Below are 13,486 nucleotides of genomic sequence, written 5' to 3'. Positions count from 1 at the left end.
TATATTTTAACCCATAGCTGTAATCATGGGCTCCCGTATCTTTACAATTATAACGGACTAGAGCCTGAACAGACAATCAGATCATATCTTTATTTCCATCCAATAGAAGACCTTTGTGATAATCAGTCCGGCCCAGGTACGGCATTTGCAGACGCTCTTTTAAGGTAGTGATGTTTTTTTCAATTTCAAGCATCTCTGGATCCAGGATATTCGCAATCCAACCAGCGACAGGACAATGATTGGAACGCAGGACGGAATCCGTTAACAGTGCATGATTGAGACAACCTAATTTCAAGCCGACCACAAGAATAACCGGTATGTTCATTAATCGGATTAGATCAATCCAGGACTCCTGTTCATTCAGTGGAACGAATAGCCCGCCAGCCCCTTCAATTAAAAGATAGTCAAAAAGAGTATATTCTTTTTTTTTACAGAAGTTTGCAATCTTTTCGGCGGTCAGAATAACATTTTCAGCGCCGGCCGCCAAATGAGGAGAAACTGGCGAAGCAAAATGCCAGCCATTAATTGGTATTTCAGACTTTAGGTTATGCTCCTTAAGCCTTACTAAATCGCTGTATACCTCACAGCCATTTTCAAGTACCCGGCCTGAAACCACCGGTTTCAAAGCCAGCGCCGATTTATCGCGGTCATGCAGATAATCTAACAGCTGGCAGGTCACATAGGTTTTACCACAATCAGTATCCGTTCCGGTGATGAAATAAGACTTCATTGAATGAAATCCTCCAATATATAAATAAATTCTTCCTGCTGCGACAAAAATGGCATATGGGCTGATTTTTTAAAAAGATGATAATTAAACTGCGGATAATGTGTCTGCATAGCCTCAAGAACAGCAAAGGGAGTAATGGAGTCAAGTCGCCCAAAGCAATACGCTATCGAAAAATTGGCCGATGCCAGCGGCTTTCGTAAATCCCATGATTCCAGGATCTGAAGCCCTGCCCTCAAAGCAGTCGTTGCCGGCAAAGTCTCCGGTAAAACGCTGCTCTTACGCCGAGCCTGCAGGACTACAAAATCCTCCAGTGTCTCTCTAGGCTGAGTTTCGAGGTTTGCAAGAAATTTTTCTAAAACCTGTGGATTTACGCCGGGCCAATCTTCTTTCTTTATGAAACAAGGCGATGCGGCGATATTTATTAAATGGCTCACCCGTCCTGATTCAAGCGCCAGACGGGTCGCGTATAATCCTCCCAGAGACCACCCTGCTATAGCAAACTTCTGGGGTAAATGTTCAAGCAACATTTGCTGAAACTCATCCCATGACATGAGACTGGTATGGCCAAAACCGGGTAAGTCCACCAGAAAAATCCTGTACTTATCTTGTAACAAAGCAGCCGTTGAAGTCCAAACGCGATGATCAAAACCCCAGCCATGAAAAAAAACCAGAGCGCGATTTTTTGGATTACCGATTGTATTAATATTGATTTTCATAGAATTCATGTAAACAGGCGAATAAATAATCAATGTCTTCCTGACGATGACTGGCGTTTAACACAATGCGTAAGCCAGTTTCCTTGCGTGATACGGTAGGCTGTCGCATTGATAAGGCTATTATTTTACGCTCAAGCAAGCGCGCAGCAAAGGAAGCTGCCAATTCGGGACAGCCCAGTTGCAATTGCTGAATTGGCGTTCCTGAATCTCGCCAGCATAAAGGCGACTTACTGATTTGACTTCGGAAGTAGTCTACTAATAACCGAATATAAATACGCTTGTCATTGGATTTGCTGACTGCTTCCAGTGAGTGTAAAAGACCATATGCCATTGCCGGACTGATGGCCGTGGAATAAATTGTGGAGCGGCCTGAATGAAACAAAGCATCAATCCATTCATGGCGTCCAACAACAACCGCGCCCTGAGCGCCCATGGCTTTTCCAAAGGGAATAATTCGTAAGGCAATATCTTTTTGACTCAAACCATAAAATGCTGAGGCTCCCCGCCCTTTATCTTCCAGAACGCCAAATGAATGAGCCTCATCAATTATACATTCATAACTGTGTGCCAGAGCATCTTGAGCAACTTGTTTTAAGTCAGGTTGTTGCCCGCTCATGCTGAAGATGCCTTCGGAAATAATGACTCCGCCGGTACTGATTCCGTTTAGCTTGTTGAGTAAGTCTCTCCTGCTATTGTGCAAAAATCGACTATAGCTGACACCAGAATACTTAATACCATCATAAAATGACGCATGAACTCCCTTATCAATAAGCAAATGAGTATCCAGTTTTGCAAGCATTGAAACCACTGCCAGATTGGCCGCATAACCTGAACTGAATAGCAATGCAGAATCCACTTGCATAAACTGGCAAAATTCATACTCAAGCATTTTATGCGTCGGATGATAGCCGCAAACCGCCTGAGAAGCGCCGCTTCCAGCAGGGTATCGTTCAAACCCCCTCAGAAACGCCTCTCTCACTTGCTTATCGGTGGTTAAATTTAAATAATCATTTGAACTGAAATTGCAAAATCCGCTTTGCTCAAACAAATGCCGGCTGCGATATAATCCTTTCGTTTTGATCTCATCCAGATAAAGACTGATCTTTTGCTTCATGCAAGACTGGTTTCCAGGCCCAGCTTCTCAAACAATTGTTTATCTCTGGCCCTCTGCGGGTTTTCCTCAGTAAGTAATTTATCGCCAGCAAAAACCGAGTTAGCTCCGGCAAAATAGCATAAAGCCTGAAGCTCGTCGCTCATTGCAGTTCTTCCAGCCGTCAATCGAATCATACTAGCAGGCATCAGCAGTCTAGCTGTTGCAATAGTACGAACCAATTCAATACCTTCAGCAGGATTGGCTTTAGCAAGAGGAGTTCCTTCGACCGGGATTAAGCGATTGATGGGCACACTCTCAGGCGGAATTTCCATATTTGCCAGCGTCATCAAAAATTCAATACGGTCTTCCCTGGTCTCTCCCAGGCCAAGAATACCGCCGCAACATACATTAATCCCGGCATCGCGCACATGCTTGAGCGTCTGTAAACGATCGTCGAAGGTTCGGGTTGTTGCCACTTTATTATAATAAGAGGGTGACGTATCAATGTTATGATTGTAATAATCCAGCCCAGCGTCTTTCAGAAAGGACGCCTGCTGTTCAGTTAACATTCCCAGCGTCATACAGGTTTCCATCCCCAATGCCTTTACTTCCTCAATCATCGTTTTCAATTGGGGAAGCGCTTTCTCTGGAGGGCAACGCCAGGCAGCCCCCATACAAAATCGTTTGGCACCGCCCTCCCTGGCTTCTCTGGCTGCCTGAAGCACCTGCTCCAGATTCATCAGCTTTTCTTTCTCAACATGTGTTTTATAATGACCACTTTGGGAGCAATAACCACAATCTTCAGGGCAGGCACCTGTTTTAATACTCAGTAAAGTAGCTACTTGTAATTGATTTGCCGGATGATGCTGGCGATGAGTCTGATGCGCCGTAAAAATCAAATCATTAAAAGGCTGGGAGTAGATAGCGGCCACCTCTTCCAGGCCCCAGCCGGCTTCCGGTCTGATCATTTAATACCTCGCTTTTATTATTTTTCAGTGCCCTGGAGTGAGCCCATTAAATTAAAATTTTATTATCAATCGCAGCATGATAAAGTGTTTGCCCTTATTGTCAACCTGTGATTTTAAAATGGTTAACATAGACTGTATCGATAAAGATTTACGACACATTTGGCATCCATGCATGCAAATGAAAGACTTTGAACAATCGAGGCCTGTAGTGGTGAATAAAGCCAGGGGAAGTTATCTTTATACTGATCAGGGCGTATTGATTGATGCGATTTCCAGCTGGTGGTGTAAATCCCTGGGGCATGGGCATCCCGCTATACAATCTGCCATTAAAGACCAACTAAAACAGTTTGAGCAGGTAATTGCTGCCAATACCACACATACAGCCCTTGCCGAGTTGGGTGAACATCTGGCATTTCTAAGTGGAAAGCAGCATTCATTTTTTGCCAGTGACGGTAGTTCCGCTGTGGAAATCGCACTTAAGCTTGCCTTACATGCCTCTCAATTAAAAGGGAGCCCTGAAAAGCGTGACTTTATCGCTTTAAAAAATGCCTATCATGGCGAAACATTGGGCGCTTTAAGCGTTAGCGATCTTGGTATTTACAAACAGCCCTATGAAAGCATTGGTCCGCGCTGTCACTTTATTCAGTCGATACCTTATGTTAACAGCTCCAACGATCCCCTGTGGACTGACTGCAGCGGTTATTGGGATAAAACTCTTGATTCTCTGGAATCATTAAAATCGACTGCCTGTGCGATAATCGTAGAGCCGATTATTCAGGGGGCTGGCGGCATGCTCTGCTATAGTGCTGATTTTTTGCTCAAACTGGCGCAATGGGCAAAAGCGAATGACATCTACCTTATTGTCGATGAAATTATGACTGGAATGTGCCGCACAGGCGAATGGTTTGCTTTTCAGCATGCCGGAATTCAACCCGATATGATTTGCCTTTCCAAAGGCTTAACCGGGGGAACCATTCCCCTGAGCTGCGTACTGATTGATCATGAGATTTATCAATTATTTTACCATGACTATGAAAAAGGCCGCTCCTTTCTCCATTCGCATACCCATAGTGCAAATGCAATCGGTGTTGCCGCGGCCTTGGCTGCCATCAAAACCATGCAGCTTGAAAATACAGAACAGCAAGCTACCCGACTGGGGCATATGATGCATTCCCTTTTTAAAGAGATCGCAGATAAAACTGATAAATTACACAATGTTCGCTCAATTGGTGCGATGGTAGCAGCTGAACTTGTTCCCAATCCCAAACACAGTCGAACAGGTTTTTATTTTTATCAGCAGGCATTAAAACAAGGAGCATTATTGAGACCAATGGGTGATACCATTTATTGGCTTCCCCCTTTGAACAGCGACAACGAAACCATTGTTAAATTGGCCGAAATCACATTAAACTCTATCTATGCTACCTATCGCTGAACTGTAATTAACAGAGTCCAATGAACGCTGCTCAACATCGCTATAATAACCTGTTTACCCGGTTCACTATTTTGTGGCTTGTATTTACGCTCATTATTTTAATTGGCACATTTTATTATCATTGGCAGCAACTGCATATCCAGCATCAAAACAAATTAATGGCCGAAGCCAATAAAATAAGCCAGGAATTTGATGATTTTATCTCTATTAATCTGGAAATATTTGGGTATATGGGAAGTCCGCGCGATCTTTGCCAGAAACTATCGCCAAAACTTCACCAGGAACTTTTCAACAACCCCTTAATATCAGCACTGCTAATCTCTGATAATAGAAATCAGTTATTGTGTTCAACCATTAAGGAACCCATTACCCTTCCTGAATTCAGTCAATATAACCCTTCATTCTCGGGTCCTTACAAGTTTGGTAAAGGGATGGCCGAATCATTTTTGGTACAGAAGCGGCTTAATGATTATACCATTGGTCTACTCCTGCTCGAAACTGTGGTAAACAATTTCATTGAGGAGCGTAATCACAATTTTTCAGGAATTAATATATTCGATAAGGAGTCCAGACGAATATTATCCAGAATTGGTACGCAAAATCATTCTTTAATTCATATACAAAGAAAGCTAAAAAACGCTGGTAATATTCATCTTGATTTTTTTGCAAAACAAGCTCAGATAAGCAATTACTTTGTAATGAAAGAAGTCATTCTAAATCTGAGTCTTCTCCTTTTATCTCTTCTTTTTTATTTATACTTCTCTCATCTGATAAGCCATCGTCTCTCATTGAAGTATGCTATCAACAATGCAATTCGTTCACAGCATTTTCATCCGGTTTACCAGCCTATCTGGAACTCTAATGAAAATAAATTTTTAGGAGCAGAAGTACTGATTCGCTGGGAGACTGCGGAGCAGGAAATTATCATGCCAGACCTGTTCATTGAAGAAGCCGAGCGATCGGGCTTAATTATCCCATTGACCTGGCAGCTAATTGAACATACTCTCCATGAGACAGGCGAACTATTAGTAACTTATCCTGATTTTCACCTGGCATTTAATCTTTCTGCCCGTCATTTCAGACATCCTTCTTTCTTTTCAGAATTCTATGAACTATGTCAGTCAAAAGCTATTCGTCCGGAACAAGTTATTCTTGAATTAACAGAAAGAGACTTTTTAGATAAAGATAATCCACAAATTATCAGACAGATGCAGGAGTTAAAGAAACTGGGATTCTCTATTGCTATTGATGATTTTGGCACGGGACATGCGAGTATCAATTATCTGCAGCATTTTCCTTTTAATTATCTTAAAATTGACAAATTATTTATTCAGGCGATTGGTACAGGCGCCGTAACTGAAAGTTTAAACCAAGCGATTATTGACCTGGCCAATACCTTAAAACTATCCATAATTGCCGAAGGTGTTGAAACGAAAAAACAATACGATTATCTATTAGATAAAGGAGTATACTGGATGCAGGGCTGGTATTTCGCCAAAGCCATGAATCGGGATGAACTTCTTGATCTGATCCGTTATAAGGCTAGATGATGATAAAAATATACAATGCTTCAATTCTTGTGCTTCTTTTTATATTGAGTCCTTTTGCTTTCAGCCAGCCAGGGAATACAGAAGAAAACTGGAAATGCCGTGTTTATGATCAAACAAAAAAAGAATGGCTGGCCGTTAGCAATTATGAATTGACCGCATTAAACAAGGCATTTGATTCCTGTAAAAAGGAAAGCCAGTTCCCGCTGACTTGTAAAGCGACACGCGCTAACTGCGATGGTTTTGCCGATGGGCATTCGCTAAGCCCTTTGTGGCAGTGCACAGCACTCGATGATGAAGCGCAAGCCTGGTTAAGTATTTATTATCGACATCGTGATGACGCGGTATTTTCTGCAAAAGACTATTGTCGAAATCATAGTAAAGTTCCGGAAACCTGTTATGTTAATTTGTTAACTTGCAGAAATATTAATCAGCAATATTGATTGAGGGCTGCTATGTTTACCATTGGCTTGACCGGGAATATTGCCAGCGGCAAATCAACCGTTATAAATCTGTTTAAATCACTGGGCGCTAATATTATTATTGCCGATGATATCGCTCGTGAATTAACCCAAAGCGGCTCTCCCGTTTTAGAAACTATCAAGGCTCATTTCGGCCCTTCGGTAATCGCGGCCGGCAATGAATTGAATCGGGCCGCATTACGAAGGATAATATTTGACGATGCAAAAGAGAGGCTTTGGCTGGAAGCCTTGCTCCATCCTCTGATTCAAAAAACAATCGGAGAGCGTGTAGCCGGGCATAATTCAACCACTTACAGCGTTATTGAAATCCCCTTATTAAAGGATCGGAATAACTATCCCTATCTGGATCGAATATTAGCACTAATAGCAAATGAAGAGGTGCAAATTGCCCGAGTCATTGCCCGGGATCACTGTGATGTAGCCCAGGCAAAAAAAATTATTGCGTCTCAACCCAGTATCGAGGAGCGAAAAGCCATTGCAGATGATTTACTGATAAACGATGGGAATCTGGATGAATTAACAAATAATATCAAAAATTTGCATGAGAAGTATTTACAATTGGCCATGCTAAAGCGATCATAAATCTTTAATCCGATTTTAGCCCCATTGAGCCGGCTAAGGATAGCATTCTAAATGCAGCAAGAAACAATTACATTTCAACTGGCGACTCATTCCTTGCCCAAAATTGCCTTGCGTCTTGAATGCCTGCATCAGATTATAAAAGAGGCTTGTGCCGAATATCATCCCGTTATTCATCATTATGCCTTGCAAAAGCTTATCGAAACCGTTCAACTGATTCAAAAACCTGAGTTAAAAAGCCGCTTTCTAAAAGAGTTAATGCGCATAGAACATAGCGTTAACAGAAGCAATGCGCTCTCTCCCGAACTATATGCCCGTTTATTTACCCAAATTCAGATTTTATCGAATACCATCGGACGTTTTGGAGATGATATTCATCAGGATCCTTTTCTCAATGCAATCCGTACCGCCCAATCCAGCCAGCATCTTGACTGTGAGGCGCATCCTCCTCAATTAATATTATGGATGGAATCTTACCCAGAGTTCAGACAGAGTCAGTTGAGCCAATGGCTTGGATCCCTGCGTCTTTTACATGATACCGTCAGTATCTACCTGAGTTTATTGAGAAACAGCGCTGACTATTTTCAGATTAGCCTGAATAATGGATTTTATCAGCAACAATTACCGCCCCGCTCTTCCTGTCATCTCATTTTGCTGCGTATGGAAAAAGCCTCCGGAATGGTTCCCAAAATGCAGCTCGGACATCATGGTTTGAGTTTAAGCTTATGTGAAATGAGTACTATGCGCGAGATTAGAGATAGCAATGCGAAGCTCGATATTGCGATTTGCCAGCTTTAATTTCACCAGTCGACAAGCAGGAATTTTTTACACCCTTCTTTCAGGGCTTTTATTTGGGCTATTAGGTTATTTTGGGATGAGCCTTATCAATGCTCAGCTTTCCGTTTATAACACTCAATTCTGGCGATTTTTATTATCGGCAATCTGTCTCTCGCTCATGCTATTACCTTCTTTAAATAAAACATGTATTGCAAAAATTGAATTATTCAAGCTTTTTTTATGCGGCAGTTTTTTTTACAGTAGCTGCGCGATTTTTTATTTTCAGGCCAGCAAGCATATTGGTTCGGGTTTAGCGATGATTATTTTCTATACTTATCCAGTGATGGTAATGATCACGAATAAAATGGTTTTTCGCATTTCCATCAGTAAACTATATTATCCCGTGCTGTTAATGATTGGCTGCGGATTAATTTTATTAACTCATGGCAGCATCAATGGAAATTTGGATTTATCAGGTATTTTGTTTAGTCTGATTGCGGCATTTTTATATGCTCTGTACATCATTTGCGGCAAAAAAAGCCCAGTCCCCGCTTTACCTGCCAGTCTGATGCTGTGTTTAGGCTGTTTACCGACTTGTTTTTTAGCCGCCTGGCTGGATCAATCGTTCTCAGTTCCCAACGGTTTTCACAACTGGATAAATTTGCTTGGACTAAGTATTCTTTGTACCGCCCTTCCCATAATGTGTTTGTTGAAAGGATTACAGTATCTTAATACTGTTCAAGCTTCTATTCTCTCAGTTCTTGAACCCATTTTTGTTTTACTGTTTGGAATGCTTCTTTTGGGAGAGCAAATCAATTTAATTCAGATGGCAGGGGTAATCGTGCTGCTAGGCGGTGCCTTCTTATCCCTGCTTTTTTGATGATAATAAGAAATCCCGCCTTCTGCGGGAAAATTACTGTTTTACATACTGAGATAAGGCTGACTTTTTTCACATTGCAGGCCGGCGGCTTGTTCCTGCTTTTCTAAAATAAAACCAATGTAAATAGCTAAAGCCGGTCCTTGGCTAATACTTGCCGCTGCAATAACCAAATCACTGATACTATTAAGCGGTTCCCCATGCAAGCTTTTTTGTTGATTAAAGAAGTCAATAGCACGCTCCCTGATGCCTCCGGAATTTGTCAAAGCGGAAATGCCTCGACTGGTTTGCCTTGCTTGAAAATACTCTTTCAAAACAGCATGGGCCTTTTCTACTTCACTGCCGTTTGTCTTATCCCAAATGTTACCAAGAGTTAATTCGATGCTCATATTAGCTCCATTAGATACTGTGCGATATAATATATCACAAGTTGATTCTTTTATATACATCATCTCTGGTTATACCTCTTCATAATATAATTGCCTGCGCGTACTGGTGAGGGAAAAATCATTTGAATTGATATAAAACAGTTGCTAGAATTTCGCTCAAAACAAGGAGTAAGTTATGACAATCAATAAAAAAAATAATTCCAATCCCAACCAATTTTTTACTCGCATTCCTGAAAATATTCTTGACGATAAAATTCCTACTATGAGAAGTGTGCTTATTTTTAATCGCCCTGAAGAAATAAAGGAAGATGAGGAAAAAATCAGTTCCTCAAATGGATATGGCAGACCAGGGCTATAGATGATGAATGCCTATCATCTTCCCTTTGAGCAGATTAGCGCTGTTCCTCAAAGGAATATGTCCAGCATTCTGCATGAAGCCTATAAACATCGGTTTATTCACAGTCTGATCAAACTGATAAATTATGCCCAACAGGTTCTGGATAAAGATTATTCTGCGCTAATCGCTCGCCTCGACCAACTAGAGCCTGAGAGCAAAAACTATATTTCTCCCTGGCTTTATGCCCAATATTTCTGGCTTTTGGAAGCGATGCGAAGCGATTCTGTATTGGAAGTAAATCGAATTATTCGCGATATTATTTTTAACACACAGTGGATTATTACTGAAACTCAGGTTTCTTTGGGATTACAGGAAGATTGGGAAAAAAAGATCTTTGCCGAGGAAGTCAACATTGCCTTTGGTTCAGATCCATTAAATGCTTATACCCCCCCACAAAGTGAATTATTTGAATTCCAAAACCAGATCTCAAATGCACTGCAACTCATTAAATCAGCAGATAATTGCTTTATGGAAGAAATTGAGACGTTTGTATCTGCTGTTTATCTGGTAAAAAGCGATGTGCAAATTGTCGGCGCGACTTCCCCAAAGTTTTTTGGAGCGATTTATTTGTCTCTGCCTGATGGAAATACCTCAGAATTTTCTAATCTTTTGTTAATTGAGCATCTTGTTCATGAAACATCTCATTTATTCCTTAATAGCGTTCTTACCCATGATCCACTGATTTTAAACGAGGAGGATGAACACTATATTTCTCCAATTCGCAGTGATTTAAGGCCGATGCTGGGTATTTATCATACAAGCTTTGTATTAAGCCGTGTCATCAGAATTTTTAAAAAGTTAAAAAGTTTAGATTTGCATGACAATCAGTCGCTTGAAGCAGCTATTAAAAATTTATCAGATAAATATCATCAGGCATTCGCTACCGCGAATGCAGAAGGAATTCATACCGAGCTTGGAAAACAGATTTTACTATCCACCCAGGAATGCGCACTGGTTTGATATCAATACAGTCCCCACTGGTTGTGGGGACAACACAAGTTACAGGCTTAGATATAATACTGATCCACAGTATTAGGCCATGTTGCCATATCAGGCCAGTTGTCTTTATCAAAGCCGTATTCACGTTTTAATTTGGATTTATCCACATTTAAAATGAAGCACTCTTCGTCTTTATTGTAGCTGATGCTTTTCCAGGGGAAGGCATAATACTCTTCACCAAGCCCCATGAATCCACCAAAGCCAAGAACGACATATCTTGCTTGTCCACTAAATTTATCGAGCACGATTTCTTTTACTTCACCGAGATCCTCAAGAGCTGGTGATTTAACATCGACACCAATGACATCGTCGGTTCTTACAACCATTTCAGAATGATTATCCATAATAAATACTCCCTTATTATCTTAATTTTAAATAGCCAAACAGAGTAAAACACTGTAATGAAAACAGAGTGAGGGAACAATCCCTCGATTGGAGTAACTTGGAGTAAATTGATACTTAACTGCCTTTTTAATTTAGCTGATAGCGGGAAAAATGCAAGGAGTTTTAAGCAAACTCCCAGCTTAAACCCAGTTTGAATTGCTCAAGTTTGGGCTTAAATGCCGTTCGATAAGTCACAAACTGCAGACCTGTCGATGATTTAACCTGCGAACTATTGCTAAAATTATTCAAGGAATTGTAATCCCATTCCAGGCGCAGATGCAGCTGATTTATAATTTGTATTTGCGTTCCAATACCTAATTGTAATCCTTCCTTATCCTGGTCTGAAGCAAAGCTCCCGGCAAAGAAACCGAGAGAGCCTGTCTGAATAATATGACCACTAAGTTGAATATTGTCTTTAATCCACCCTAATCGTCCATATAGAAGAACAGCGTCTGTAATGTAATATCCTGGTTTAAGGGCAAGCCCGTATTGCCATCGCTGTTTATATTTACCACTTAATTCACGAGTATAAAGACTATTCGACTGCAAAAAACCGATATCGCCATCGTTTGAACTCCTGTCGTAAAATGCCTCCAGGCCAAGATCAAAACGCTCTATAAAGCGGTAATGATAGCCAGAAAACACTTCCCCCGCAAAACCCTCTCCGCTCCAATCAATGCGAAATTGGTCCAGAAACGGACCTGACGGGGCGGTTTCAACCCGTTTGAAATCATATTCTGCATTATCTTTTATTCCGCTAGCGCCAATATAAAATCCATTTGCTGAGGCAAAGCTTATTGTATTTGCACAGAAAAATATCAGCGAAAGACAACTTAAACGCTTTAGCATTCCTAAACTCCTTTTGAAAACTTCATTTTGACCATCTGACTTACAAACTTTGAACACTCCTGCAATTGGTAAATGTCCACATATTCATTAGCACGATGCGCCTGTTCAATACTCCCTGGTCCGCAAACTATTGTGGGAATGCTCGCCTTTTGAAATAAACCTGCTTCTGTTGCATACGCGACTTTAAGTTTTTCCTGCTCGCCAGTCACCATCCTGGCCCATTGATTAATCTCGGCATCGACTGGTGTGTTTAAACCAGCGGTTGCCGCGATATTATCGAGAATAATATTAGCGGCAGAATGTTCCAGCTTCATTTTCGGCAATAAACGAGTATTAATATAATCCTTGATCTCGCCGCGAATTTCATTGGCGCTGTCTTCTGGCAAATTACGAAATTCAAAGATAAATTCACAAAGTGCCGGGATTGTATTGTATGAATTTCCCCCGTTAATAAGATTAGTAGTTAAGGTTGTACAAGGCATATCATAATGCCTGTCCTGAACACCTGACTGCCTGAAGCGATCGGCCATGCCTCTGATATAACAAATCAAATCAGCTGCATATTCAATTGCATTACAGCCCTGGTGGGTCAGGGAGGAATGAGCCGCTACGCCATGCACGCTGCAACGGAATGACTCCTTGCCTTTATGAGCTATCACAGGCCGCATACTGGTTGGCTCCCCGACAATACAGGCTACAGGATTAATTCCCTGCTTTTTAATATGCTCAATCATGAAAGGAGCTCCAAGACAACCGACCTCTTCGTCATATGAAAAAGCGAAATGGACAGGATGTGCAAGCCTCATTTCTTTAAACTGGGGAATCATTGCCATAACCACCGCAATGAAACCTTTCATATCGCAAGCCCCTCGCCCATAAATTTTCCCGGCAATTTCTGTCGCTTTGAAAGGATCAGTTTCCCATTGCTGACCATCAACTGGTACGACATCAGTGTGGCCAGACAGAACTATGCCGCCCTCTACACTCCCATCAAAAGCTGGCAGACTCGCAAATAGATTAGCTTTGGGCTGCTTGCTGTCATGAATAAGCGATGAGTGAACTCCCTGAGACTCCAAAAAAGTCTGTACATCATGAATCAACTCAAGATTGGAATTTCTCGAGGTTGTATCGAAGGCGATTAAACGATCAAGCCACTCAAAAACGTTCATATGAATTCCTTGCATTGGGAAGCATATTAAGAATGGTCTTAACATGCTAGTATGAAATATCCTTGTTTGAAAATTACCTGATTTTCAAACTATTT

Annotated in this window: 16 protein-coding genes; 8 read left to right on the top strand and 8 right to left on the bottom strand. The window is 41.3% G+C overall.

Annotated features, from left to right (window positions below; translation table 11 throughout):
- Positions 1-76 precede the first annotated feature (76 nt).
- The 4 genes from bioD to bioB are packed head-to-tail and all read right to left on the bottom strand — an operon-like array spanning position 77 to position 3,507.
- Positions 77-730, bottom strand: a complete 654-nt coding sequence (bioD, locus tag LXA66_RS08500; RefSeq protein WP_233012786.1) for a dethiobiotin synthase — start codon at positions 728-730, stop codon at positions 77-79.
- Entirely contained in the window at positions 727-1,446 is a 720-nt protein-coding gene (locus LXA66_RS08495) for an alpha/beta fold hydrolase (protein WP_233012785.1), read from the bottom strand. Before LXA66_RS08495 ends, bioD begins: the two co-directional genes overlap by 4 nt.
- Complete coding sequence (locus LXA66_RS08490) at positions 1,430-2,560, bottom strand: aminotransferase class I/II-fold pyridoxal phosphate-dependent enzyme (protein WP_233012784.1); 1,131 nt, start codon at positions 2,558-2,560, stop codon at positions 1,430-1,432. Before LXA66_RS08490 ends, LXA66_RS08495 begins: the two co-directional genes overlap by 17 nt.
- Positions 2,557-3,507 (bottom strand): biotin synthase BioB, encoded by a 951-nt coding sequence (gene bioB, locus LXA66_RS08485; RefSeq protein ID WP_233012783.1) that lies wholly within the window; start codon positions 3,505-3,507, stop codon positions 2,557-2,559. The genes LXA66_RS08490 and bioB overlap by 4 nt, the downstream gene beginning before the upstream one ends.
- Positions 3,508-3,625: 118 nt before the next feature.
- Between bioB and bioA the strand changes: the two genes are divergently transcribed.
- From bioA to LXA66_RS08455, 6 genes are read left to right on the top strand one after another with little or no spacing between them, the layout of a single operon-like run.
- Entirely contained in the window at positions 3,626-4,942 is a 1,317-nt protein-coding gene (bioA, locus tag LXA66_RS08480) for an adenosylmethionine--8-amino-7-oxononanoate transaminase (RefSeq protein WP_233012782.1), read from the top strand.
- 20 nt (positions 4,943-4,962) lie between these two features.
- On the top strand, positions 4,963-6,492 hold the full coding sequence (locus LXA66_RS08475) for an EAL domain-containing protein (protein WP_233012781.1): 1,530 nt from the start codon (positions 4,963-4,965) through the stop codon (positions 6,490-6,492).
- The gene (locus tag LXA66_RS08470) at positions 6,489-6,932 is read left to right on the top strand and encodes a hypothetical protein (protein WP_233012780.1); all 444 of its coding nucleotides are present in this window, start codon (positions 6,489-6,491) and stop codon (positions 6,930-6,932) included. The genes LXA66_RS08475 and LXA66_RS08470 overlap by 4 nt, the downstream gene beginning before the upstream one ends.
- A 12-nt stretch (positions 6,933-6,944) precedes the next feature.
- Positions 6,945-7,553 (top strand): dephospho-CoA kinase, encoded by a 609-nt coding sequence (coaE, locus tag LXA66_RS08465; protein WP_233012779.1) that lies wholly within the window; start codon positions 6,945-6,947, stop codon positions 7,551-7,553.
- 51 nt (positions 7,554-7,604) lie between these two features.
- Positions 7,605-8,348: a cell division protein ZapD gene (gene zapD / locus LXA66_RS08460; protein ID WP_058506520.1), complete on the top strand. Its 744-nt coding sequence runs from the start codon at positions 7,605-7,607 to the stop codon at positions 8,346-8,348.
- Positions 8,314-9,207 (top strand): DMT family transporter, encoded by an 894-nt coding sequence (locus LXA66_RS08455; protein ID WP_233012778.1) that lies wholly within the window; start codon positions 8,314-8,316, stop codon positions 9,205-9,207. Before zapD ends, LXA66_RS08455 begins: the two co-directional genes overlap by 35 nt.
- A gap of 41 nt (positions 9,208-9,248) precedes the next feature.
- On the opposite strand, the gene LXA66_RS08450 is transcribed toward LXA66_RS08455, so the two are convergent.
- Entirely contained in the window at positions 9,249-9,593 is a 345-nt protein-coding gene (locus tag LXA66_RS08450) for a hypothetical protein (protein ID WP_233012777.1), read from the bottom strand.
- Between the two features lie 175 nt (positions 9,594-9,768).
- Between LXA66_RS08450 and LXA66_RS08445 the strand changes: the two genes are divergently transcribed.
- Positions 9,769-9,951, top strand: coding sequence for a hypothetical protein (locus LXA66_RS08445; RefSeq protein WP_112219628.1), 183 nt, complete (start codon positions 9,769-9,771; stop codon positions 9,949-9,951).
- Entirely contained in the window at positions 9,952-10,950 is a 999-nt protein-coding gene (locus LXA66_RS08440) for an HEXXH motif-containing putative peptide modification protein (protein ID WP_233012776.1), read from the top strand. It abuts the gene before it with no gap.
- 47 nt (positions 10,951-10,997) lie between these two features.
- Here LXA66_RS08440 and LXA66_RS08435 read toward each other — a convergent pair whose 3' ends face one another.
- The 3 genes from LXA66_RS08435 to argE all read right to left on the bottom strand — a co-directional run bounded on the left by LXA66_RS08435 (position 10,998) and on the right by argE (position 13,391).
- A complete protein-coding gene (locus tag LXA66_RS08435) occupies positions 10,998-11,333 on the bottom strand; it encodes a PRC-barrel domain-containing protein (protein ID WP_112219630.1) in 336 nt (111 codons plus the stop codon).
- A gap of 163 nt (positions 11,334-11,496) precedes the next feature.
- Positions 11,497-12,222: an outer membrane protein gene (locus LXA66_RS08430; RefSeq protein WP_233012775.1), complete on the bottom strand. Its 726-nt coding sequence runs from the start codon at positions 12,220-12,222 to the stop codon at positions 11,497-11,499.
- Between the two features lie 2 nt (positions 12,223-12,224).
- The gene (gene argE / locus LXA66_RS08425) at positions 12,225-13,391 is read right to left on the bottom strand and encodes an acetylornithine deacetylase (RefSeq protein ID WP_233012774.1); all 1,167 of its coding nucleotides are present in this window, start codon (positions 13,389-13,391) and stop codon (positions 12,225-12,227) included.
- Positions 13,392-13,486 lie beyond the last annotated feature (95 nt).

The sequence above is a fragment of the Legionella sp. 16cNR16C genome, assembly GCF_021297775.1.
Lineage (GTDB): Bacteria > Pseudomonadota > Gammaproteobacteria > Legionellales > Legionellaceae > Legionella_C > Legionella_C quinlivanii_A.
The sequence above is the reverse complement of the archived record's forward strand: the minus strand, read 5'-3'. Positions and strand labels throughout refer to the sequence as shown.